Raw genomic sequence first — 22382 nt, 5'->3', positions numbered from 1 at the left:
GTTTATTAGTGTGTTTCTTTAGAAAATGGAAATGGTGGTTGTGTAAGAAAGCATAGTATATAGTAGAAAAACATATTTTTTAAATAAAAGAAACCAATTACATAATTGATAAGTATATTAAGAGTAGGGTGAAAAAGTAGATTAATAGAGAAAGTGGAGGAGATTATTATAACTACAACCGTTATTTCTCATTTTTATAATGAAGAGTATTTATTACCGTGGTGGCTCGCTCATCATACGAAACTGTTTGATCATGGCATTTTAATTAATAAAGGCTCAACAGATCGTTCGGTTGAGATTTGTAAAAAATTCGCACCACACTGGGAGGTACGAGATTCTGTAAATCCAGAGTTTGATGCATATGCGACGGATCATGAAGTGATGAGGGTAGAACAAGAAATACAAGGATGGAAAATGATTTTAAATACGACCGAGTTTCTTTGTGTGCAAGATAAAAATCAGTTTTGGAAATCACTAAATGAATTGGGAGGAAGAATGTATTGGCTAGAAGGGCTTATTATGGTAGATGATCCTAACTACAATTATCCGGACCTTAACTTTGGACTACCTTTAATGAAACAGCGATTTCACGGTTATTTACCAGAAGACTGGCCGTTGTGGAGAAGAGGTAGATTTATTCATAATCATGAACATGGAAGTTATACGGTTGGAAGACATTTATCCGCGCATGAATCTATGATTTATCCCCCTCTTGCTTGTATATTATGGTTTGGATTTAGTCCGTGGAACGATGCGATGAGAAAGAGAAAGTTACAAATTGGTCCGACTCTTTCTGAAGCTAGTAAGCATGGGGGGATGGGTACACACCATATTATTACGCCGGAAAGATTAGAAGAATGGTATAAGGAATTAGCAAGAGGGACGAAGGATTTACGTTTTAGTGATGCGTACCGTTATGCTTTTGTATAAATGATTCCCACCATAAAATTGTTTCTTCGATTCCTGTATTTAGATCGTATGTCGGTTTCCAGTTTACTTCAGTTTTTAAACGTTCTACATGAACCCCGACAAATAAAGGTTCATCTTTAGAGAAAGGGATTGCACCCAGTTTAATTAAGTGCTCTTTTCCTATCTTTTTCGCAATGATAGATGCTAATTCTTTAATTTGTACAGATTGACCAGAAGCGATATTGATTGTGCCTGTAACGTCGTGTTCTAATATCGTTACGAGAGCATGAGCGACGTCGCTCACATGGAGGAAATCTCTTGATTGTTTTCCATGTGTACATATTGCCTCCTCATTTTTTAATAAAGAAGTGATAATGTTAGAAACGAGCCGGTTCCCTTGTTCATGAGGGCCATACATATGAAAAATGCGGCCCCAACACATGCTGAGACCGGTTTGCTTGGCGTACGTTTGGAGCCAGGAGTGTAGTGCATTTTTACATAATGAATACGGGGTTTTATAAGAAAGAAGCGGTGAATCTTCAAACAATACACCGTTAAACCATTCATACTCTGCGCCAGTACCGGCAACGACGACTCGCTTTCCGCCGCATGTTGTGAAGTGTTGAATCAATGAGATACTGGATGTAAGCCAATAGTAATTATTAATGGATACGTAGCATGCTGGAGGCACTGCTTCCCAAGCTAAATGAATGAGATGACTAGGTTTTATGTCGTAAATGAGTTTTTTTATTTCTTCATCGCAAAGTAAGTTAACTTTATGCCAATGGCAAGAAAGATGGGAAGGCTTATTTGTATTGTAAGTGGCGTGCACTTCATAGCCCTTTTGAATAAGAGAATGTACAACATATTTACCAATCCATCCGCTACCGCCTGTTACAAGGATTTTTTTCATGGCTCAATTACCTCAACTTCTGGTATTGTTACTAAAAATTTGCCGCCCCACTCACGAATGAAAGAGCATTCTTTCATAATCTCGTCTTTTAAATTCCAAGGAAGTATAAGAATGTAATCAGGTTTTGTACGTTTTATTTCTTCTGGAGATTTTATTGGAATGCGGGTTCCTGGTAGAAGGAGATTTTGTTTATGAGGGTTTTTATCTACTGTATAAGCTAGAAATTCTTTTCCTATCCCGCAATAATTTAAAAGGGTGTTTCCTTTAGCTGGCGCACCGTAACCGATAATTTGTTTGTTTAAAGCTTTCGCTTCGATAAAAAACTGTAAAATATTTATTTTCAATTGTTCGATGCGTTTAGAAAAAAGGAGATAACAATCTAATGTATTTAGCCCGTGATCCACTTCTTTTTGGATTAATTTTGTAACACTAGAATGGGTAGTTGATTCGTCACTATGATGTTTTACAAAAATACGTAAGGAACCACCGTGCGTAGCAAGTTCTTCTACATCGATAATTTGTAAATGATGGTGAGATAAAACTTTTTGCAGGCTTATAAGTGAGAAATAGGAGAAGTGCTCATGGTATATCGTATCAAACTGTTTAAAGGATATGAGATTTAATAAGTGCGGGAATTCAATTGTTATTGTTCCGTCTTGTTTTAATAACGTTTTTAAACCTGCCACAAAATCATGTAAGTTCGGAACGTGTGCTAATACGTTATTAGCAATGATTAAATCTGCTTGCGGTAATTTTTTTGCTAAGTCGTTGCTGAAAAAATTCACTTCCGTAGGAATTCCTTTTTGGATAGCGATTTCTGCTACATTTTTTGCAGGTTCAATTCCCAATGTTTCGATATTTTCTTTTTGAAAGTATTGTAATAAGTACCCGTCGTTACTCGCGATTTCAACCACCTTGGAGTCTTTCTTTAAATAGAAACGCTTAATCGCCATTTCTACATATTGTTTAGCATGCAGTAGCCAGCTTGATGAGTAAGAGCTAAAGTATAAATAGTCATGAAAAATATTGTGCGGAGATTCAAATTCATCTAATTGCACAAGTAAACAAGAGTGACAAACAAATGTGTGCAGCGGATAAAAAGGCTCCATTTTATATGAGTTTTCTGGAGAAACAAATGAGTTAGCGAGAGGAGAAACACCCAAATCTAAAAAAGTGTTGCTGAGTAATGAGTGGCAAAAACGGCATTTTTTCTGTTCCATTTTATAGCCCCCTTATAAATTTTTGAATGCATCGATTTGTTGTCGCGTGAAAGATTCGATATTTTCACCAGATGCATATTTTTTGTACCAATCAACAGTCCAAGTGATAGCCTTATCTGTTGATAACTTAGGAGTCCAGCCGAGTTTAGTTACTGCTTTTGTACTATCGAGTGTTAAAACAGGCGATTCATAAGGAGTGTTTGTAGAGGGGGAAGTGATTGTTAGTTGTTTATTCCATAATTTTATTACAGATTGAATGACATCATGAACGGTTTTGTTAAGTTCGTTCAACGGGCCGAAATTCCATGCTTCTGCATATGCAGCGTCTGTCCAAAGTTTTTCAGCTAAAAGGATATAGCCGTGTAAAGGATCTAATACGTGTTGCCACGGGCGAATAGCCTTTTTGTTTCTAATCGTTAACGTACCATCTTGTAAATATGCACGAATGACATCTGGGAATAATCGGTCTTCGGCCCAATCCCCACCACCGATGACGTTACCTGCTCTTACTGAGGCGAGTTTCTGAGTATTAGTGTGGAAGAATGATTTTTGATAGGATGTTGCCACTATTTCAGCGCAAGCTTTACTAGCACTATAAGGGTCGAAACCTCCTAGCCGGTCAATTTCCACGAATGCCCGGTTACCGCTCCCGTCATTTTCATAACATTTATCACTTGTAACATTAATGATGCCACGTATACTTTCTATATGTTTTGCAGCTTCCAATACGTGAACAGTGCCTAAAACATTCGTTTTAAATGTTTCGATAGGATCTTTGTATGAAGTGGTGACGATTGGCTGGGCAGCTAAATGAAATAGTATGTCAGGGTTATGATGTTTTAGGGCGTGTAATAAAGAATCGTAATCTGTAATGTCGCCTTTAATTGTTATGCACTCTTTTGCTACGTTACATTGTTCAAAAAGATTAGGAATCGATGGGGGATGAGAAGAAAAGCCAACTACTTCTGCACCTAAAGAAGTTAAGAAAAGGGTGAGCCAAGAGCCTTTAAATCCAGTATGTCCCGTAATAAATACTTTTTTCTTATTCCAAAAAGATGAAGAAGCCATATTACCAAACCTTCCACGGAGCGTTATTACTTTCCCATAGCTCGACTAATTTATTTTTATCGCGCAATGTATCCATCGGATGCCAAAAACCAGTATGTTGATATGCTGATAGTTCGTTTTTGTTTACTAACTGAACTAAAGTGTCTGTTTCAAAAACAGACTTATCTCCACTAATGTAATTGAAAACTTCAGGGTTTAAAACGAAAAATCCACCGTTAACCCATCCGCCATCCCCGAGTGGCTTCTCTTGAAAAGATGTTACAGACTGTTTATTTAATATGAGAGAACCGAATCTACCAGGAGGTTGTACGGCGGTAACAGTTGCCGTTTTTCCATGTTTTTTATGAAATGCAATAAGTTCTTTTATATTTACGTTACTTAATCCATCGCCATAAGTGAGGCAGAAAGGTTCGTCGCCAACAAAATTTTGAATCTTTTTCACTCGTCCTCCCGTTTCGGTATTTACACCAGTATCGATTAGTGTAACTTTCCACGGTTCTACACGTTGAGAATGGCTAGTAATTGTATTATCGCTTAAATGTATCGTGAAATCTGACATGTGTAAGTTGTAATTTAGAAAGAACTCTTTAATTGCATATCCTTTATACCCTAAGCAAATAATAAACTCTGTAATGCCGTAATGGCTATACAAACTCATAATGTGCCATAGAATAGGTTTTGTTCCAATTTCAATCATAGGTTTCGGTTTTAAATGTGTTTCTTCCCCAATCCTTGTCCCGTATCCACCAGCAAGAATAACAGCTTTCATTTTTTCCTCCTAAAATAAAAATTTATAATATATACAGTATTCATATTGTATGCAAATGGTTTTGTTTTTGACTAAGTGCGTAAAAATGTGTGGAAAATGATGGTGTGAGAAATATTAAGGTTTAAATTTAGGGAATAATTGTTGATATTCAGGGTGGTTACGTAAGTCTTGTGTTATGCTACTAAGCTCTAAAAATCGAGTTTCAAGTTGATCAGAGGACTGACCATAATGTGTTTGAAGCCCCATTCGAATGCCTTTTTTTGAAAGGGTAGGTGTTATTTGTAACTTTCTTGCCTTTGTATGTTCGTTCCAAGGACTAAAGTAAAATTTAACAATGAATGAAGGGGAGTTATAAACGACATGTTGATGCCGCGTAAAATGTCTGCCTGGTAAATATGCACCATCAAGATGGTTGTGTATAAATCTCCAGGCACAGCCGATTTCTGGGTTATAAGGAAAAAGTCCGTGATATCGTTGTTCTACTAAAGGAGTGGAATATCTTAGTTTTGAATAATTGTAATCATGCTTATCAATCATGACAATCATTCGAATCGCATACATATTTTGACCTAACGTATGAAGTGATGAGAAAAATTCTTCTACATTGTTACAACAAAGAAATTCTGTAGTATTTAATACCATCTTCCAACCTGAAACTTCTCTTTCAATTTCCATTACCTCAATATCAGTATTAGTCGGATCGAATTCAAGGAATCTTGAATCTCGTACTTCCCAGTGGGGAGCAAATAATTTACAAATTTCAACGGAACGATCTGTAGAACCTCTATTAATTAAAATACCGTGATCAAATATTTTTGTATGATGCATAAGCCACCATGGTAATAAATACTCCTCGTTATAAAAGTGAGAGATAATAGTTTTAGTAATTTCAATCTCCTCCAATAGCATGAATAATAATTTTAATTAAATATTATTATCATATGTTTTGTATTAAAAAAGGTTGAAAGGAATATGCGATTCTATGATGATATTTTCATAGTAATGTAGTATAGGAAATATAATTCGATTATAAGAATTAAGTAATATATTGTTAATTTACAAAATGATAAAATGGTAAGTGGAATTGTGTATAAATTATGAATAATAAACCGTCACGTTTGACTGTATAGTTTATGTATTGTATGATGGTAGTAATATAAACAAGGGGGGAAGATCGTTGGGAAGGTGTATCGAATCGGACAGTTGGCTCTCATGGCTCACGTGTCGAAACGAACGATTGATTATTATACGAATCTAGGTATCTTAAAAGCGGAGCGATCTCAATCTAATTATCGCTATTACGACGAAACAGCATTTGAGACATTACAATTTATTGAGAAGTGCAAAGAAATGCATATGCCGCTTTGTGAGATTAAAGAGAAAATCGAGGAGAAGAAAAAGCTGCTCGGTATCAATGAACACGTTTCGAAACAAGTGAATGAAGTGACAGACCATATTCATCGATTAGAAGCAGAGTTAACAGAATTAAAGCCGCTTTTAGATGGATTGACTGATTCACAACGTGAAAAAATATCGAAATCTTTATCTGGTCAAACGACAGCTTTAATACAGACACTTGCTCTATTATTATAGAAAAAGTGAAATCCGACCTCTTTAATTTTTGTATCGGGCTATGTTTTCTAAGAAAGAAATAAGAAAACATTATAGTATACAGGAGGTGGACACCTTAGTTTTTTTACTAAGGGGATTCATTGGAAATATTTAATTTAGTCATGGTTGCGATTTTAATCGCATTTACTGGATTTTTCGTAGCAGCTGAGTTTGCGATTGTAAAAGTACGTTCAAGTCGTATTGATCAGCTTGTTGCAGAAGGAAAACGCGGTGCTTTAGCAGCGAAAAAAGTAACAACAAATTTAGATGAATATTTATCTGCTTGTCAATTAGGTATTACAGTTACAGCTATGGGATTAGGTTGGTTAGGTGAACCGACAATTGAAAAGTTATTACACCCGTTATTTGAGAAATGGAACTTAAATCCTTCTATTTCATCAGTATTAACATTTGGTCTTGCTTTTATGATTATGACGTATTTACACGTTGTAGTAGGAGAATTAGCTCCAAAAACGATGGCAATTCAAAAGGCTGAAAGGGTAACGTTATTATTGGCGGGTCCATTAATGATGTTCTATAAAGTGATGTATCCATTTATTTGGGTATTGAATGGTTCAGCGCGTGTTGTAACTGGCTTATTCGGTTTAAAACCAGCTTCAGAACATGAAGTAGCTCATACAGAGGAAGAATTACGCCTTATCCTTTCAGATAGCTATGAAAGTGGCGAAATTAATCAAGCTGAATACAAGTATGTAAATAACATTTTTGAATTTGATAATCGTATTGCAAAAGAGATTATGGTACCGCGAACAGAAATCATTGGTTTCTATTTGGAAGATTCAGTAGAAGAACACATGAAAGTAATCCAAAATGAGCGATACACACGTTATCCGATTTTTGGAGAAGATAAAGATGATATTATCGGTATGGTCAACGTAAAAGATTTCTTTATTCGATATATGACCGAGGATCAAAAAGATTTATCATCAATTCGCTCGTATATGCGTCCGATTATTGAAGTGATGGAAACGACTCCAATTCACGATTTATTACTTCAAATGCAGAAGAAGCGAATTCCGATGGCTGTTTTATATGATGAGTACGGAGGAACAGCTGGAATTGTAACGCTTGAAGATATCTTGGAGGAAATCGTCGGCGAAATTCGTGATGAATATGATGAAGATGAAGCACCACCAATTCAACATGTGAACGAGCAACATATCATTGTTGATGGAAAAGTGCTTATCTCAGAAGTGAAAGATTTATTTGGATTACACATTGAAGAAGATGATGTGGATACAATCGGTGGATGGATTATGATGCAAAATCATGAAATCGAAGAAGGACAACACGTTGAGGCGGAAGGTTATGAATTTAAAGTGTTAGAAAAAGACGCTTACCAAATTAAACGTGTTGAAATTCGTAAGATGGAAGAGGAACAAGAAGAAGAGAAAGCAGCAACTGTGTAAGTTGCTGCTTTTCTTCTAAAGTACAAAAAAATGAGAACTTAGGAGCGGATATTTTGATTCAAGAAGCCTTACGCGTATATCGATTACAATTGTATGTGATCTTTAGTGGTTTACTACTTATGTGGACGATTACTCCGTTTGGAAAACAAGTAACAGGGTTTGGAATTGGTTTAGCTGTAAGTGCATATTGTCTTTGGCTATTAGCTCGCAGAGTAGAGAAAATAGGGAAAAGCATTGTAATGAAAGAAAAGGCTCCTGGATTAGGAGTTTTAAACCGATTTGCAGCTGCCATTTTAGGAGCTATCATCATGTATGAAATTGAGCATGAAATGGAAATGTGGGCATTCGGTACAGGCATTTTAGGTGGTCACTTTTTAATGATTGCGAATTTAGCTTATGCAAATATGCAGGTAGTGAAAGAAGAAGAAAAGAAAAGGGAACATGCTTCGAAAAACATTGAGCTATGATGAGAGGGGCCTAATTGGGGTTCCTTTTTATTTTATTGATATGATACAAGTAACTAAATTAACGACAAATATAATACGCTTCTTTTTTGCGTTTTTCAATAGTATGAAAAATAATAAAAAAAAATTTAAAAACCCATCGATTTCTTAAGGTTATGTATGTTATCATGACAAAAGACTTTTTGAAAGAGGTGGATATCAATGTTACAAGCGCTACTAATTTTTGTGCTTCAAATTATTTACGTTCCCATTTTAACAATTCGTACGATTTTGCTTGTAAAGAATCAAACAAGATCCGCTGCTGCTGTTGGATTGTTAGAAGGAGCTATTTACATTGTCAGTTTAGGTATTGTGTTTCAAGATTTATCAAATTGGATGAACATCGTTGCCTATGTCATTGGCTTTAGTGCGGGACTGTTATTAGGCGGTTATATAGAGAATAAATTAGCAATTGGTTATATTACGTATCAAGTTAGTTTACTAGACCGTTGTAATGAATTAGTAGATGAATTACGTCACTCTGGATTTGGCGTCACAGTATTTGAAGGCGAAGGTATTAATTCGATACGTTATCGATTAGATATCGTTGCAAAACGTTCTAGAGAAAAAGAACTGTTAGAAATTATTAATGAAATTGCACCGAAAGCCTTTATGTCTTCTTATGAAATCCGCTCATTTAAAGGTGGATATTTAACGAAGGCGATGAAGAAGAGAGCGTTAATGAAGAAAAAAGATCATCATGCATCGTAAAGAAAAGGGAGTAGTGCCGCTTTAAAAGTTCCCATATGTAAAAGAGAGGAATCTACATTAAAATAGATTCCTCTCTTTTTTATTGTTAATTGAAAAACTAAATCGTATAATTATTTTTTTTACTCATCCTCAAATTAATGATTAGCCATATAACTTGAAAAAATACCGGTATGATAAACGCGATTAATAAAACGATAAGTGATATGGATTTAATTTCGGGTGTTTGAATAACACCAGCACCATCCACATCTCGTAGCCAAATGATAGCGGCCCATATTCCAAAAACGATAATCCAAAATAGGTTACCAATCCACCAAGAAATCCATCGTTTTTTCATGTTAACACCCCTTACATGTATCCGCTGTTAAAAGCATATTTTCGTTCGTTACATTTATAATGAAACAACTTTAAAATTAGTTTTTAACTGTATATCTAACTTGTTTGAAGGTGACTATTTCTCCATCATCATTATTATCTTTCGTTTGTAAAAGTTGAACTTTTGGTTTGTAGTCTGTCCGATGAGCGTGTTCGATATCTTTAATGTTAAGCTTGTAGGATTCACCATTCTTTAGCTTTTGTTCTAACACTTTTTTATTAGCAACATAAATAAAAGTTACTTTATTGTCATCAATTCCCTCGGTCTTAATTTCTAACTCATTATCTTTTGTTGTAATCGTTGGTGTTAATAATTCCATACTGCCGCTTCCGGTTTCTAAAGAATTTTCTGCTATAGTTGAACATCCTGATAGTATGATTCCGGTGAATAGAAGAACAATTAATTTCTTTTTCATAACATCCCCCCGATTCTATGTGATTTTTGATTTTGGCATTGTTAGACTGCTAGTGTTTTATGTAAACGTTTCGTGAGCATTCCTTTTGATTGTACCATAATATGTAAAATGACGCAGGCTGTATATCCAATTTAAGGGAGATTGAAAGTTTACTTATTGCTGTAAATTAGTATTTTTACAGTAGGCATATATCTTCTTTAGGAAATCCTTTTTCGTATTTAAAATATGTAATGAAATAAAACCAATAAGTCCTATTCCACCAAAAATAAGCCATGGTGTATACACTCCGCTTAAGTTGGATGTAAAAGATGTACCGGTATAATTACCGATGATAAAACCAAATGCGAGTGATAGTTGATAAAATCCAAAGAAAGTGGCTGTATATGATTCATTACTGTAATTTGCAATAGCGATATCAGCGTTAGGTAATACGAGTGTTTCACCGATTGTAAATAAAATTACACAAATAAAGAGCCAATATGGGTGTTGAAATAAAGGAATGAGTAAAAAGGAAATACTCATTAATAAAACACCGTATTTAATAATCGAAAGTGTGTTGTATTTGTGGAATAATTTTCGGAATAATACCATAAATATGACGCCTGTTATTGCATTTATCGTAATAACGAGTGTAGCAAGTTGATTGCTATTACTAATGTTTTTCATATGAAGTGGAAGTGCGACAGTGAGCTGAGTAAACATAATATAGAAGAAAATCATGATAAAGGAAAACAGAAGGAAAGACTTGTTTTGTAAGATGGCCTGTATTCCTAATGTAATAGACGTGTTTTCAGTAGTGACTTGGAAGTGATTTTTAAGTAAGTAAAAGATAAAAGCAAATAACAGCATAAGAAATCCTGTTAGAGAGAAAGCATAGATTGGATCGAGTAAGAGTAAGAACCCTCCAGCAATTGGTCCGATTATTGCACCGCAATTAAAGCTAAGGTTTAAATATGTAAATAAATTTTTTCTCAAATGAGCTGGCTGTGAGCCAAATATAGCGCGAGCGGCAGGTTCGTAAAATGCAGTTCCGAAGCCAATAAGTGCAGAAGAAATAGAAATTGTATAGAAATCAGAGCATATTCCTAAAGCGATAAATCCGATTCCTCTCAAAAATAAACCGGCTATCATCATAATGATATAGCCTATTTTGTCAGCAATTAATCCTGAGAATAAAGGGATAACTCGTGATGTAATTATTATAACCGTCAACACTGTTCCTACTTGAAAAGCTGAAAAATGGAGAAAGGTTAATAGATAAATAGCTAAAAATGCGTATACTGCAAAATATCCAAAAGACATAAAAAATGAAGAAATAAGCATGAAACGTATCGGTGTTGAGAAACTTTTCATAGAACTCCTCCTAATATTGTAACCAGTAAAATGATTTAATGGTTAACTATTTTATATTATAATTATACATAAAGTCAGAAAAAAGTAAAATTTAAGAAGAAGGTGAATGGAATTGAATCAAAATGCACCAAATGAACTAGAATATATTCGGGAATTTTTAAATACATGGAAAATACCAAATGATACGAGACAGCCAATTGACTTGCTGCAAACAGAAGAGGATATAAAGAAATTTATGAAAGAATCTTTTCATGAACAGTTTCCATTTCATACGATAGAGGAATTAAAAAGTTTTCGAGAAGATATTCGGGCGGCAATTGAAGGTGAGGGATCGTTGCAAAAGTGGTTAGAGAAATATCCATTTCATGTACATGTAATGGAAGATATGAAAGGTATTACGTATGAACCAATGCACGAGGAAAATATATATACAAAAGTATTAAGTATTGTTTTAATGGCAGTTCAAGAAAATTTGTGGGGGAGGTTAAAAGCATGTCCAGATTGTCGCTGGGTATTTTACGATCATTCGCGAAATGGAAGCAAAAGATGGTGCGGTATGTATGCTGGTGAAGAAGGAGGCAGAGCATGCGGTACAATTGCAAAAGTGAAAAATTACCGAGCGAAGAGAAAAGGAAGAACGGGTTATAATGTGTAATTAATAGTAAGGGAAGAAAATGGATGGGGGAATGTAGCATATGAAAGGTACACAAATGTTAGCTTTAAATAAAAAGTGTTGGGATACAGTTGCACCTTATTTCTTTCAAGTGGACTGTTTACCGAAATATGGCCCGTATACAGCGTCTGAAGATGAGATTCATTTGTTTGATTCAATTAAAGGTAAAAAGGTTCTTGATATTGGATGTGGAAGTGGGCATTCGTTGCAATATATGGCGGAACGTGGTGCAGAAGAATTGTGGGGACTGGATCTTTCGAGCACACAAATTGAAACGGCACATGAAACGTTACAGTCGTGGAATCCAAAGTTAATATGTGGAGCAATGGAAGAGGAAAGGGATATTCCGAAAGGGTATTTTGACATAGTATACTCCATTTATGCATTAGGTTGGACTTCAGATTTAAGAAAAACGTTGGAATTAATTTATTCTTATGTAAAGCCAGAAGGAAGCTTTATTTTTAGCTGGGAGCATCCCGTATATTCAAACTTAATGTATGGAACAGAGGAGATTGCTTTCAGCTCGTCTTATCATGAAGAAACTCCTATTACGTTTGAAACATTTAAAGGGGAAGATGTACAAGCGACATTATATAAACGAAAAATGAGTACATACATAAATGAGTTAAATAGAGTTGGTTTTACAATTGAGAGGATTAAAGAGCCTGAACCATCGAGCTCGTTTGATGAAGAATTAGCTGAGCCGTCTACGAAATATTATTCTTTACATAAAGCTAGGATGGTGCCGACTACTTTTATTATTAAGGCAAGAAAATGAAAAATACAGCGTACACTGAAAAAAGCGTACGCTGTATTTTATTAAAGGTTAATACTTATCTCTTCGGTTGAAAAATATGTTGAAAGAAGTATTTGTGATGTAAGTTATCTACAATTTTATTTGCTTGATATGTGCGATGTTGCTCGAGTCGGAGTCTTTGCTCCATCATTTTGATTGCGTGATCAGATAAACGTAACATAATACATTTCCCCTTTTCTATAAATATAGGTGACTATTTGGTATCGATCCCATATTTATAACTAAGGAGGCAAAATGTGTAGCATAGGCAAAAAGCACCTTCCTCTCCCATTACGCTTACGAGGTTAGCTGTCGGACTCGGGAAGTGAGAGTTCCCTACTTAAAAAAGATTCGCCCCAAGTAGCATAGCTACAAAAGTGGTTCCCCCGCTCCAAAATTTGGACTCAGCAAAAGGTTTTATAGAGTAAAAGATAACACAAATAATCAGGTTAGTCAAACTATTTATTGTTTTCTGTCTTTTTTAGTGAGGTTAAAATCACACCATCAGGCAATACGATATTTTGTACTTCAATAAAGCCATGTTTTTTATATAATGACAAAGCAGGTGTATTTTCTTTCCCTGTTTGTACAATATATGTTTTCGAAGAGGAGAACATGTCAAATACATAAAGTAGTAGTTTTGTTGCAATCCCTTTATGAAAATGATCGGGGGATACTACTAAACGATGAATATCTACTTCCTCTTCATCTATTTTAAAAGAAATAAAACCAGCAAGTGTATCTTCATAAAAATAGCCGTAGAAAATTTCATCACATGATTGAATATCGGCTACAGTATCATAAAGTCGAGGGATAGCTGTACTATTTATATATTTTGCCTCGATTTCATAAGCAGGTATTTGAATGTTTAAAATAGAAGTAGCGGTTCTGTGAGAAGTTGTTACTAATTTTTGAATCATAGGGTAAAACCTCCTTTTAGACTTTCTTTTCATAGATTTGACAACATTTTTCTTTTTTGGATATAATAATTATAATAGCTACATAATAATTTAGTATGAAAAAGAATTACACTATAATAGAAATGGAGGACTAAAGATGGGATGGATTATCACATTAATAGTTGGTGCTATTATAGGTGCAATTGCTAGTTCTATAACGGGTAAAAATTTCCCGGGTGGTATGTTCGGTAATATAATTGCAGGTTTATTAGGTGCTTCGTTAGGTGGTAAGTTATTTGGATCCTTTGGGCCATCACTTGGTGGGATTCATGTTGTGCCAGCATTATTAGGAGCAATCGTGTTAATTTTTATTGTATCATTTGTAGTGAAAGCTGCAAAGAAATAGATATATAGATTATGATGAAAAGCCCTGAATAAGGGCTTTTCATCATTCGAAGAGGTGGTTTCGTTGGAGAAAATAAGTATAAGAAAAAGAGATAAGCTGAAAAAGTTTTTTAGAGAACACAATTATTTAGCAGTGTTACTTGGGTTTGCACTATTGTTCATTAATATTTTACTACTAACAAAAATATCATTTGTTTTTACACCGTTTATCGTCTTTTTAAAAACAATTTTCTTCCCGGTATTATTAGCGGGCGTATTATTTTACATTTTGCATCCATTCGTTTCACTTTTAGAAAAGAAAGGTGTTTCAAGAATCGTATCGATAGCCTCGATATACTTAATCGTAATTGGGTTATTTGTGTTTTTAGTTTTAACGGTTATTCCAATTATTAAAGATCAAATTGATGCATTAATAGATAACTTACCGTATTTCGGTCATGAAATTGAACGAGCGGCACGTAGATTTGGGGAAAGTAATTTACTAGGAAAAATTCAGGAGAATTTAAATATTGATGTAGCGAGTATGGTAAAAGACTATACAGTTGATTTTACGAAGTCGTTATCATCAGTAACAGGAAATGTAACTGGATTTTTAAGTACCCTTACAGAGGTCGTTTTAACGTTTGTAATGGTTCCGTTTATATTGTTCTATCTTTTAAAAGATGGTGAGCAATTACCGAATCACTTTTTAAAGTTTATTTCAGAACAAAGACGACCAGCAGCGATGAGAATACTAGACGATATGCATTATGCGATTAGCTCGTATATTAGAGGACAAATTATCGTTAGCTTATTTATCGGTATTATGCTATTAATTGGTTACCTTATTATCGGTATTAAATATGCAGTACTACTTGCTATTTTAGCGATGATTGTAAATATTGTTCCGTATGTAGGACCAATCATTGCAATTACACCAGCGTTAATTATCGCATTTATTGACTCGCCAGCAATGGTTTTAAAGGTAATTATCGTAATGATGGTTGTACAATTAGCAGAAGGTAAGTTTATTTCTCCGCAAGTCATGGGGAAAAAGTTAGATATTCATCCGATTACTATTATCTTTATTATTTTAACTGCCGGAAATTTATTTGGAATTATGGGGATTATTTTAGCAATTCCAGGATATGCGATACTAAAAGTGTTAGTTACGCACGGTTATCGATTTGTTAAGTTGAATACGTAGGAAAAAGAGCTAAAACAGTATTATCTGTTTTAGCTCTTTTTTATTAACAATTGATTTGCATATTGGCGTGCCCATTGATCCGCTTCTAATATAGCATCTAGTGAAGGATCTTTTACGTTATGATGGGCTTCAACTGTTTTGTAAATTGTTTTTTCAATATCGAAAAAGGTAATTTCATTTTTTAAGAATAGTGCATTTGCAATTTCATTTGCTGCATTTAATACAGCAGGAGTAGTACCACCAATTTTGCCACATTCAAATGCGTATTGTAGGCAAGGGAACTTCTCTAAATCTGGTTTTTCAAAATGTAAACTACCGATTTCTAATAAATTTAATTTTTCATAGGAAGAAGGTAGCCGAGTAGGGTAGTGAAACGCATATTGAATTGGCATTCTCATATCAGGAGCACCGAGCTGCGCTATAACTGATCCATCAATAAACTCTACTAAAGAATGAATGATACTTTCTTTATGAATCATAACATCAATTTTTTCGTAAGGGATATCAAATAGCCATCTCGCTTCCATTACTTCAAAACCTTTATTCATTAACGTAGCAGAATCAATCGTTAGTTTTGCACCCATTAACCAGTTTGGGTGCTTTAAAGCATCTTTTGCTTGTAAATTTTTCATTTCTTCACGTGTTTTATCACGGAATGCACCACCAGAAGCTGTAACGATTAATTTGTCAATTTCTTTATTATTTTCTCCGTTTAAACATTGGAAAATAGCTGAATGTTCGCTATCGACTGGAATTAAACGACATCCGTTTTGTTTCGCAAGTTCAGTTACAATATGTCCAGCTGCAACTAACGTTTCTTTATTAGCGATGGCAATATCTTTCTTCGCTTTTAATGCTTCAATTGTTGGGAGTAATCCTGAAACACCAACGACGGAACTTAATACAAGATTTGAATCAGGGTGAGTAGCTACCGCAATTAAGCCATCTGTTCCGTATGTAATTTTTACGTTGGTTGAAATACGCGTACGAAGCGTGTCTGCTAATTCTTTTGTCGCGACGCTTACAATGCGAGGTTGAAACGTTTTGATTTGTTGCTCAAGAAGCTCGATATTATAATTTGCGGTTAAACCGACGATTTTAAAATGTTCGGGATGAGCTGAAACGACATCTAATGCAGATGTGCCGATAGATCCTGTTGAACCTAAAATGGATATATATTTTACCATGAAAAAAACCTCCAAAGTTGTTTCGAGTATTTCTGCAAACCTATATAATATTAGGCAATTGAAGTGGAAATTCCTGCTATATAAAATAGAAAATTTTGGTTTGTTTAGAAGTGAAATGTGATAAACTGTAAAAAATAACGAAAAGCGATGAAAGAGAAGAGTACATATTCGAAACTTTTCAGAGAGCTGATGTGTGGTGGGAATCAGTAAGGGATGAATGTGGAATGGGCTCTGGAGCTTCTAACTGAAATGAGTAGGTAAAGACGGTTGCTTCACGTTAAGAAGTTGAAGTGAGCTAACAATAGCTAATTAAGGTGGTACCGCGGGAGTCTCTCGTCCTTTTTTAAGGATGAGGGGCTCTTTTTATTTTGAGAAAGGAGGAGTTAGCATGAGTGAGAAAATAATGTTAACTGGGATTAAACCAACAGGTTATCCGCATTTAGGAAATTATATTGGCGCTATAAAACCTGCGTTGCAAATGTCAAAGAAGAATGAAGGAAAAGCATTGTACTTTATAGCTGATTATCATGCGTTAAATGCTGTGCATGATCCGGGTCAGTTCAGTAGTTATACGAAAGAGGTAGCAGCTACTTGGTTATCACTTGGACTTAGTGAAGATGTTATTTTTTATAGGCAAACGGTAGTGCCCGAGATTCTAGAATTAGCTTGGATATTAGCTTGCCTAACTCCGAAAGGGCTTATGAACCGTGCTCATGCGTATAAAGCGAAAGTAGAGCAAAATAAAGAGGCAGGGTTAGAGGTAGATGCTGGTGTGAATATGGGGTTATATACGTATCCAATATTAATGGCGGCTGACATATTATTATTTCAAGCTACTCATGTGCCTGTCGGAAAAGATCAAATTCAGCATATTGAAATCGCGCGTGATATTGCGACGTATTTTAATCATACTTTCGGCACGACATTTACGCTTCCAGAGTATGTCATACAAGAAGAAGGCGCAATATTACCAGGGCTTGATGGAAGAAAGATGAGTAAAAGTTACGGGAATGTGATCCCATTATTTGCAGAGAAAGAAAAACTACGAAAGTTAATATTTAAAATCAAAACAGATTCTTCACTTCCAAATGAACCGAAAGAACTAGAAACGTTATATACAATATATAAAGAATTTGCAACGGAAGATGAAATGCAGTCAATGCGTGAAAAATATGAAACTGGCATTGGATGGGGCGATGTGAAAAAAGAGTTGTTTCGCGTTGTAGACCGTGAATTGGCTGGGCCTCGTGAGAAATATGCTATGTATATGAATGAACCAAATTTATTATATGAAGCGTTGGAAAAAGGTGCTGAGCGGGCGCGGACTATTGCGAAGGTAAATTTAACAGAAATTAAGAAACGGATTGGATTTGAGAGGGAGCACTGAGCGTTCCCTCTTTTTTCTCTATAACTTATTCGTCATATCGATGAGTAAAGCAAGGAATTCGCATATTCTTTTGAAACTTATTAGTTGCATATATTAAAAAGTATGCTACTATAGGGTTACTTATTAAACGTGTTTAATAAGTATAATGAAAGTCACTTAATAAAGATATTTAATAAGTAGGGTTCATTTGATTACGAAGGAGATGATTCTATGAAAACAGAAAAAGAAAAGATGTTAGCGGGAGAAATGTATATTGCAGATGAAGAAGAATTAGTAGCTGATAGGGTGAAGGCAAAACGTTTAACACGTCTTTATAACGAGGCGATGGAGACAGGAGATGAGAGGCGTTTTACATTATTAAATCAGCTTTTAGGTTCTTCAGCTGACGGGGCATCACATATTAAACCTACTTTTCGTTGTGATTATGGTTACAATATCCATATTGGAAAGAATTTTTTCTCCAATTTCAATTGTGTGATTTTAGACGTTTGTGAAGTGCGAATTGGGGATAATTGTATGTTTGCACCTGGTGTTCACATTTATACTGCTACTCATCCTTTACACCCGGTAGAGCGGAATTCTGGTAAAGAATATGGAAAGCCTGTAAAGATTGGTAACAATGTTTGGGTAGGCGGGGGAGCTATTATTAACCCTGGTATTTCAATTGGAGATAACGCTGTAATTGCTTCAGGGGCAGTTGTGACAAAAGATGTACCCAATAATGTAGTAGTTGGTGGTAACCCAGCTAAAGTTATTAAAACGATAGACTTATAGAAATCGTTTTTTATGAGTGCATGAATAAACAGATGTTGTATCGTATAGAAAATGTGAAAGGTGTTTCATATAAAGAAAAATAGTGCGGAAAATCGTACGAAGACATTACTTACTTCTTGAAACGCTCTTTTTCTTATTTGTTTTGCTGGTTTTCTCGTTTGCTGTAAGTTTCTCTCATCGGTTATATAGCCTTTTTAGTCATCTGGTATACTAGGGGAATCATTCGGAATACGTAATGCTTTACTAGCTGTTTTATTATTTGCTCTGTTATCTGGAATTGTATGAATACATGAAGCGAAACAGGGAGTGCATGCATCGGAAATATATCATCTTTATTGCTTTAGAAAATGATGTATGATATATTGTCAACGCAACTTATTAAAAGTGTTTAATAAGTATGTTGATTAAGGTGGTGAGCGATTTGAGTGAACAGTTTGTTACTCAAAAATCAATTAAAGAGACAATCCTTCGCGGCATTCGTAAAGTTCTTTTAGAGCGAGGTAGTGCAACGAAAGTTGAGCTTAGTAATACATTAGAAATTAGTTTTCCAACGATAAGTAAATTTATAGAAAAAATGAAACAAGACGGTGAAGTCACTTTAGCTGGTTTAGATGATTCAAGTGGTGGAAGAAGAGCGAAACGATATGAATATAATCCAGAATATATGTTAGGTTTAGCGATATTTTTAGAAAAAAATGAGACGAACTATACAATTTTTAACTGTTTAGGGGAAGTAAAAGAACAGGGGAGTACTTCAAGTATGTTAATTGATACGGGCGTAAATGTATTATCTAAACATATTGAAGGTCTTATCGCTACATTCCCGAAAATAAGCTCTATATCAATTGGTGTGCCTGGTTCGGTTGATAATGGTCGTATTTTTTATATTCCTGGATATGAAAAGTTCCAAAATTTTAATTTGAAAAGTCATTTAGAGGAACAGTTTTCTATACCAGTAGTAATAGAAAACGATATGAATGCTGCTGTGCTTGGTTATTATAAAAACACTGGAAACTATGACAATTCCTCTCTTGTATATTTGTATTCCGGTCAAAATGGTCCAGGTGCAGGTATTATGGTAAATGGAGATGTCGTACGCGGAAGCACATTTTTCTCAGGAGAGATATCTTTCGTCCCGCAGTATAATAACAAAAATTTCTTGCAAGCTTTGAGAAGTGAAGATTCGAATAATCCAGAGGAATATAATATAGATGCTATTACTCGTTTAATCGCTACATGTATAGCTATTATTAACCCTCATGCCTTCATCTTCTGTGATGATGAAGTGAATCAAATTGTAATAGATCAAATTGTAAAAAGTTGTCCGCAGTACATCCCGGCAGAACATATTCCGAAAATAACAGTGAGCAACTGGAAAGAAGATTATTTATATGGGCTAAAAAGCCTTGGACTTGATCTTATGATTACGAGAACAAATAAAGAAAATTAAATGTACTGGCAATGAAGCATCCAATTGCCAGTTGAATAACATAAAAGAAAAGGTGTCGATTATGAAAATTGAACATGTAGCAATTTGGGTGAATGATTTAGAAGAAATGCGTGATTTCTATAAACAGTATTTTAACGGTGAAGAAAATAGCTTATATCACAATCCGAAAAAGCAGTTTGAATCTTATTTCATAACTTTTGAAGGCGGTGCGCGTCTAGAACTTATGAAGCAGGTAGGGTTAGATGATGCATTACAAACAGAAACAATAGGATATGCGCATATTGCTTTTTCTGTAGGTAGTAAAGAAAAGGTGAACGAATTAACGAATACATTAAGAGAAGCAGGATACGCTGTGTTAAATGGCCCGCGTACTACAGGGGATGGTTACTATGAAAGTGTAGTAAGTGATCCTGAAGGAAATCAGATTGAGATAACGATCTAACATTTTGTTTACTAAAAACGAATGAAAATATAAAACTTTGTTGTTCCCCAAAATGTTTACAAGAAACCTATTATTTCTGCAGAAAGGGGGACATAACATTGAGTGAGTCAATTTTGATTTTCTGTATATATCCATTACTTATTTGTATTTTTTCAATAGCTGTGACATATAAAATTGGTACATTTTACGTGATGCCAATGGTAACATTTCTTATTTTTCTTATGTTAAATGTTACAGTGCACGATCCAGTATTTTTCTTTTGGGTTGGCATGTATACGATTCTTTCATTTATCGTTTCTTATATAACTATACTTTTTATAAAGGGATATAAAGTTGTAGAAAGAGAACGTTAATATCATTTTGGGGAAATAGGGAGTTACGGTGAACGATAAAAACCTCATTTCACGTTGTAATGACGAGAAATGAGGTTTTTATATTACTATATAAAATGAAAGGAAAAGCCATTCTATTTCACGTATAAATTGGATTGTTGAAACTCATTAATAATTCTCTCAATAACAGGAGGAAGATTACTCGGTAACTCATTCAGTGAAAAGAAGCGTAGTTCTTTCGATTCCGTATGGTCGCATACAAGCTCACCGTTGAATTCTCGGCAAATATAAACAACGAGTACACCGTGTACTTGATCGCCATTTGGATAGATTTGAAAGAAATCTGGTCCTGAGTATGTACGGAATAGTTCTGGATTTTTGATAATAAGTCCAGTTTCTTCATATACTTCTCGCTTTAAAGCGTCTTCTAACGTTTCGTTATATTCCAAGGCGCCGCCAATAATACCCCAGCGGTTAAAGTCGGTGCGGAGCTGCAGCAATATTTCATTGTTTTCATTTACTATAATGGCGTGTGATCCTATTAAAATCAGTGGCTGGTTTCCTACTAAATTTCTCATATCTTCAATATAACCCATAGTTGTTCTCCTTATATCTAGTAATAATTAGGAAGTTCTTTTAACATTCTTTCTGTTTTCCGTACTGTAAAGGCTAAGTTATGATCATCTTTCGTTCTGAAAAATAAAGTGCGTAAAAAGGTTTTAATGTTGGCACATAAAATACAATACTCATTAAGTGAAAGGCGTTTTCTAATTTGAGGAAGCCTTTTTATTTTTTTATGAATAATAGAAATTAACTCGTCTTGCGGAAAGTCATGATACAACATCGCTAGTAATGGCGTAACAATTCGTTCATCTTCGTTATTATGAAAAAGGTCAGATGGAATAAAGATTTTATTTAATAAGCAATGAATTAACTCCTCGTACCATTCAAAAGTTGTATACGTATTATGAACAATTTCCGTAAAGGCATCAGATACGTGAGCAAGACAATGAGCCCATCCTTTATTTTCAATATAGCCCCGAAAATCTGTTTCTAAGTTTGTATATGTAATGAGTTTGTTTTTTATTTCTTCGATATCCTCCTCCGTACAAAAGTAGTGCGAGTTAGCGAATTGGAGTATTAACGCAATTAACGAAACAGTGTATGAACGGGTGAAAACTCCATCTGTATGCGGAGTGTAAATGTCACAATATAAATACTCATCACTTAAACAAGTATGTAAAAGCAATTTCAGCTGATCATCCATAAGAAATTCATGATGAATAAAATGCACAAAACATTTATAGATAAGTTGATAACGAACGTAACTATCAGTCGTTCCGATAAACTGAAGCATATTGAGCGTTAACTCATTAATATCTATATGTCGCAGTTGCGTATAGTCATTTTGTTGTATAAGCTCTAACTGTTGTTGCAGCGCTGTAATATCCAATGGAGAACCTCCTCCGCACTTTAAAGATGCGATGTTTTCTAGTATTCTATATATTCAAGGACAATCCTGCTCATGCAAGGAGAACAAGTATAAATTCAAGTATGACATAGATGAGGGAAG

General features: G+C 34.8%; 27 protein-coding genes, 1 pseudogene, 1 riboswitch and 1 other annotated feature. Of the genes and pseudogenes, 15 read left to right on the top strand and 13 right to left on the bottom strand.

Going from position 1 to position 22382, the window contains the following annotated elements; all coding sequences use genetic code 11:
• Nucleotides 1-153 precede the first annotated feature (153 nt).
• The gene (locus tag MR147_RS11255; RefSeq protein ID WP_080493753.1) at nt 154-930 is read left to right on the top strand and encodes a glycosyltransferase family 2 protein; all 777 of its coding nucleotides are present in this window, start codon (nt 154-156) and stop codon (nt 928-930) included.
• Here the strand turns inward: MR147_RS11255 and MR147_RS11250 are convergent.
• From MR147_RS11250 to MR147_RS11230, 5 genes are all read right to left on the bottom strand, one after another.
• Nucleotides 899-1822 (bottom strand): NAD-dependent epimerase/dehydratase family protein, encoded by a 924-nt coding sequence (locus tag MR147_RS11250; RefSeq protein ID WP_242304204.1) that lies wholly within the window; start codon nt 1820-1822, stop codon nt 899-901. The two genes, MR147_RS11255 and MR147_RS11250, sit on opposite strands and share 32 nt — an antisense overlap.
• The gene (locus MR147_RS11245; RefSeq protein ID WP_000435754.1) at nt 1819-3042 is read right to left on the bottom strand and encodes a class I SAM-dependent methyltransferase; all 1224 of its coding nucleotides are present in this window, start codon (nt 3040-3042) and stop codon (nt 1819-1821) included. Before MR147_RS11245 ends, MR147_RS11250 begins: the two co-directional genes overlap by 4 nt.
• 12 nt (nt 3043-3054) lie before the next feature.
• Nucleotides 3055-4110: a CDP-glucose 4,6-dehydratase gene (rfbG, locus tag MR147_RS11240; protein ID WP_074609169.1), complete on the bottom strand. Its 1056-nt coding sequence runs from the start codon at nt 4108-4110 to the stop codon at nt 3055-3057.
• A 1-nt stretch (nt 4111) separates the two neighbouring features.
• Complete coding sequence (gene rfbF, locus MR147_RS11235; RefSeq protein ID WP_242304203.1) at nt 4112-4879, bottom strand: glucose-1-phosphate cytidylyltransferase; 768 nt, start codon at nt 4877-4879, stop codon at nt 4112-4114.
• 114 nt (nt 4880-4993) lie between these two features.
• Nucleotides 4994-5788 carry a glycosyltransferase family 2 protein gene (locus tag MR147_RS11230; protein WP_003305232.1) on the bottom strand — a complete coding sequence of 265 codons (795 nt, stop codon included), beginning with the start codon at nt 5786-5788 and terminating at the stop codon, nt 4994-4996.
• 276 nt (nt 5789-6064) lie between these two features.
• Here MR147_RS11230 and MR147_RS11225 point away from each other — a divergent pair, with 276 nt between their 5' ends.
• The 4 genes from MR147_RS11225 to MR147_RS11210 all read left to right on the top strand — a co-directional run bounded on the left by MR147_RS11225 (nt 6065) and on the right by MR147_RS11210 (nt 9134).
• Nucleotides 6065-6472: a MerR family transcriptional regulator gene (locus MR147_RS11225; RefSeq protein ID WP_000285637.1), complete on the top strand. Its 408-nt coding sequence runs from the start codon at nt 6065-6067 to the stop codon at nt 6470-6472.
• A 119-nt stretch (nt 6473-6591) separates the two neighbouring features.
• Complete coding sequence (locus MR147_RS11220) at nt 6592-7920, top strand: hemolysin family protein (protein WP_000402269.1); 1329 nt, start codon at nt 6592-6594, stop codon at nt 7918-7920.
• A 53-nt stretch (nt 7921-7973) separates the two neighbouring features.
• Nucleotides 7974-8387 (top strand): ATP synthase subunit I, encoded by a 414-nt coding sequence (locus MR147_RS11215; RefSeq protein WP_000613868.1) that lies wholly within the window; start codon nt 7974-7976, stop codon nt 8385-8387.
• 198 nt (nt 8388-8585) lie between these two features.
• Complete coding sequence (locus tag MR147_RS11210) at nt 8586-9134, top strand: DUF2179 domain-containing protein (RefSeq protein WP_000938434.1); 549 nt, start codon at nt 8586-8588, stop codon at nt 9132-9134.
• Between the two features lie 97 nt (nt 9135-9231).
• On the opposite strand, the gene MR147_RS11205 is transcribed toward MR147_RS11210, so the two are convergent.
• The 3 genes from MR147_RS11205 to MR147_RS11195 all read right to left on the bottom strand — a co-directional run bounded on the left by MR147_RS11205 (nt 9232) and on the right by MR147_RS11195 (nt 11278).
• Nucleotides 9232-9471: a DUF3923 family protein gene (locus MR147_RS11205; protein WP_103141402.1), complete on the bottom strand. Its 240-nt coding sequence runs from the start codon at nt 9469-9471 to the stop codon at nt 9232-9234.
• Nucleotides 9472-9547: 76 nt separating this feature from the next.
• A complete protein-coding gene (locus MR147_RS11200) occupies nt 9548-9925 on the bottom strand; it encodes a hypothetical protein (RefSeq protein WP_242304201.1) in 378 nt (125 codons plus the stop codon).
• 153 nt (nt 9926-10078) lie between these two features.
• The gene (locus tag MR147_RS11195) at nt 10079-11278 is read right to left on the bottom strand and encodes an MDR family MFS transporter (RefSeq protein ID WP_001993968.1); all 1200 of its coding nucleotides are present in this window, start codon (nt 11276-11278) and stop codon (nt 10079-10081) included.
• Nucleotides 11279-11390: 112 nt separating this feature from the next.
• On the opposite strand from MR147_RS11195, the gene MR147_RS11190 reads away from it, so the two are divergent.
• Complete coding sequence (locus tag MR147_RS11190) at nt 11391-11933, top strand: CGNR zinc finger domain-containing protein (RefSeq protein WP_242304364.1); 543 nt, start codon at nt 11391-11393, stop codon at nt 11931-11933.
• Nucleotides 11934-11973: 40 nt separating this feature from the next.
• Nucleotides 11974-12729 (top strand): class I SAM-dependent methyltransferase, encoded by a 756-nt coding sequence (locus MR147_RS11185; RefSeq protein WP_242304200.1) that lies wholly within the window; start codon nt 11974-11976, stop codon nt 12727-12729.
• 55 nt (nt 12730-12784) lie between these two features.
• Here MR147_RS11185 and MR147_RS11180 read toward each other — a convergent pair whose 3' ends face one another.
• Together MR147_RS11180 and MR147_RS11175 are read right to left on the bottom strand one after the other, a co-directional pair.
• Nucleotides 12785-12928 (bottom strand): hypothetical protein, encoded by a 144-nt coding sequence (locus MR147_RS11180; RefSeq protein WP_000945244.1) that lies wholly within the window; start codon nt 12926-12928, stop codon nt 12785-12787.
• 97 nt (nt 12929-13025) lie between these two features.
• Nucleotides 13026-13167: riboswitch (cyclic di-AMP (ydaO/yuaA leader) on the bottom strand.
• A 38-nt stretch (nt 13168-13205) separates the two neighbouring features.
• Complete coding sequence (locus tag MR147_RS11175; protein ID WP_242304198.1) at nt 13206-13667, bottom strand: GNAT family N-acetyltransferase; 462 nt, start codon at nt 13665-13667, stop codon at nt 13206-13208.
• A gap of 136 nt (nt 13668-13803) precedes the next feature.
• Between MR147_RS11175 and MR147_RS11170 the strand changes: the two genes are divergently transcribed.
• A complete protein-coding gene (locus tag MR147_RS11170) occupies nt 13804-14052 on the top strand; it encodes a GlsB/YeaQ/YmgE family stress response membrane protein (RefSeq protein WP_242304197.1) in 249 nt (82 codons plus the stop codon).
• Nucleotides 14053-14115: 63 nt separating this feature from the next.
• On the top strand, nt 14116-15237 hold the full coding sequence (locus tag MR147_RS11165) for an AI-2E family transporter (RefSeq protein WP_242304196.1): 1122 nt from the start codon (nt 14116-14118) through the stop codon (nt 15235-15237).
• A gap of 29 nt (nt 15238-15266) precedes the next feature.
• Here MR147_RS11165 and MR147_RS11160 read toward each other — a convergent pair whose 3' ends face one another.
• Nucleotides 15267-16424: a 1-deoxy-D-xylulose-5-phosphate reductoisomerase gene (locus MR147_RS11160; protein WP_074609184.1), complete on the bottom strand. Its 1158-nt coding sequence runs from the start codon at nt 16422-16424 to the stop codon at nt 15267-15269.
• 138 nt (nt 16425-16562) lie between these two features.
• Nucleotides 16563-16768, top strand: a binding site (T-box leader).
• A gap of 44 nt (nt 16769-16812) precedes the next feature.
• Here MR147_RS11160 and MR147_RS11155 point away from each other — a divergent pair.
• From MR147_RS11155 to MR147_RS11135, 6 genes and pseudogenes are all read left to right on the top strand, one after another.
• Nucleotides 16813-17811, top strand: a complete 999-nt coding sequence (locus MR147_RS11155) for a tryptophan--tRNA ligase (protein WP_242304194.1) — start codon at nt 16813-16815, stop codon at nt 17809-17811.
• Nucleotides 17812-18021: 210 nt separating this feature from the next.
• Nucleotides 18022-18585 (top strand): maltose acetyltransferase domain-containing protein, encoded by a 564-nt coding sequence (locus tag MR147_RS11150; protein ID WP_242304193.1) that lies wholly within the window; start codon nt 18022-18024, stop codon nt 18583-18585.
• Between the two features lie 167 nt (nt 18586-18752).
• A pseudogene (locus tag MR147_RS27245) lies at nt 18753-18870 on the top strand (MFS transporter); the annotation flags it as partial.
• A 136-nt stretch (nt 18871-19006) separates the two neighbouring features.
• A complete protein-coding gene (locus tag MR147_RS11145; protein WP_242304191.1) occupies nt 19007-20035 on the top strand; it encodes an ROK family transcriptional regulator in 1029 nt (342 codons plus the stop codon).
• Between the two features lie 61 nt (nt 20036-20096).
• Nucleotides 20097-20477, top strand: coding sequence for a VOC family protein (locus MR147_RS11140; protein WP_242304189.1), 381 nt, complete (start codon nt 20097-20099; stop codon nt 20475-20477).
• 98 nt (nt 20478-20575) lie between these two features.
• The gene (locus MR147_RS11135; RefSeq protein ID WP_074609194.1) at nt 20576-20830 is read left to right on the top strand and encodes a YbeF family protein; all 255 of its coding nucleotides are present in this window, start codon (nt 20576-20578) and stop codon (nt 20828-20830) included.
• A 113-nt stretch (nt 20831-20943) separates the two neighbouring features.
• Here MR147_RS11135 and MR147_RS11130 read toward each other — a convergent pair whose 3' ends face one another.
• Nucleotides 20944-21405 (bottom strand): NUDIX hydrolase, encoded by a 462-nt coding sequence (locus tag MR147_RS11130; RefSeq protein WP_242304187.1) that lies wholly within the window; start codon nt 21403-21405, stop codon nt 20944-20946.
• A gap of 17 nt (nt 21406-21422) precedes the next feature.
• Nucleotides 21423-22262, bottom strand: coding sequence for a DUF2785 domain-containing protein (locus MR147_RS11125; protein WP_242304186.1), 840 nt, complete (start codon nt 22260-22262; stop codon nt 21423-21425).
• Nucleotides 22263-22382: the final 120 nt, after the last annotated feature.

Source organism: Bacillus cereus group sp. BfR-BA-01350 (genome assembly GCF_022663775.1).
Taxonomy (GTDB): Bacteria; Bacillota; Bacilli; order Bacillales; family Bacillaceae_G; genus Bacillus_A; species Bacillus_A paranthracis.
This window is presented reverse-complemented; position numbering and strand designations above follow the sequence as displayed.

What these genes read in the sequence shown, in the direction of transcription:
- MR147_RS11245 (WP_000435754.1), bottom strand. Translation starts at nt 3,042, where the DNA reads ATGGAACAGAAAAAATGCCGTTTTTGCCACTCATTACTCAGCAACACT.
- rfbF (WP_242304203.1), bottom strand. Translation starts at nt 4,879, where the DNA reads ATGAAAGCTGTTATTCTTGCTGGTGGATACGGGACAAGGATTGGGGAA.
- MR147_RS11175 (WP_242304198.1), bottom strand. Translation starts at nt 13,667, where the DNA reads ATGATTCAAAAATTAGTAACAACTTCTCACAGAACCGCTACTTCTATT.
- MR147_RS11210 (WP_000938434.1), top strand. Translation starts at nt 8,586, where the DNA reads ATGTTACAAGCGCTACTAATTTTTGTGCTTCAAATTATTTACGTTCCC.
- MR147_RS11170 (WP_242304197.1), top strand. Translation starts at nt 13,804, where the DNA reads ATGGGATGGATTATCACATTAATAGTTGGTGCTATTATAGGTGCAATT.
- MR147_RS11155 (WP_242304194.1), top strand. Translation starts at nt 16,813, where the DNA reads ATGAGTGAGAAAATAATGTTAACTGGGATTAAACCAACAGGTTATCCG.
- MR147_RS11140 (WP_242304189.1), top strand. Translation starts at nt 20,097, where the DNA reads ATGAAAATTGAACATGTAGCAATTTGGGTGAATGATTTAGAAGAAATG.
- MR147_RS11180 (WP_000945244.1), bottom strand. Translation starts at nt 12,928, where the DNA reads ATGTTACGTTTATCTGATCACGCAATCAAAATGATGGAGCAAAGACTC.
- MR147_RS11195 (WP_001993968.1), bottom strand. Translation starts at nt 11,278, where the DNA reads ATGAAAAGTTTCTCAACACCGATACGTTTCATGCTTATTTCTTCATTT.
- MR147_RS11150 (WP_242304193.1), top strand. Translation starts at nt 18,022, where the DNA reads ATGAAAACAGAAAAAGAAAAGATGTTAGCGGGAGAAATGTATATTGCA.
- MR147_RS11185 (WP_242304200.1), top strand. Translation starts at nt 11,974, where the DNA reads ATGAAAGGTACACAAATGTTAGCTTTAAATAAAAAGTGTTGGGATACA.
- MR147_RS11205 (WP_103141402.1), bottom strand. Translation starts at nt 9,471, where the DNA reads ATGAAAAAACGATGGATTTCTTGGTGGATTGGTAACCTATTTTGGATT.
- rfbG (WP_074609169.1), bottom strand. Translation starts at nt 4,110, where the DNA reads ATGGCTTCTTCATCTTTTTGGAATAAGAAAAAAGTATTTATTACGGGA.
- MR147_RS11250 (WP_242304204.1), bottom strand. Translation starts at nt 1,822, where the DNA reads ATGAAAAAAATCCTTGTAACAGGCGGTAGCGGATGGATTGGTAAATAT.
- MR147_RS11200 (WP_242304201.1), bottom strand. Translation starts at nt 9,925, where the DNA reads ATGAAAAAGAAATTAATTGTTCTTCTATTCACCGGAATCATACTATCA.
- MR147_RS11160 (WP_074609184.1), bottom strand. Translation starts at nt 16,424, where the DNA reads ATGGTAAAATATATATCCATTTTAGGTTCAACAGGATCTATCGGCACA.
- MR147_RS11230 (WP_003305232.1), bottom strand. Translation starts at nt 5,788, where the DNA reads ATGCTATTGGAGGAGATTGAAATTACTAAAACTATTATCTCTCACTTT.
- MR147_RS11130 (WP_242304187.1), bottom strand. Translation starts at nt 21,405, where the DNA reads ATGGGTTATATTGAAGATATGAGAAATTTAGTAGGAAACCAGCCACTG.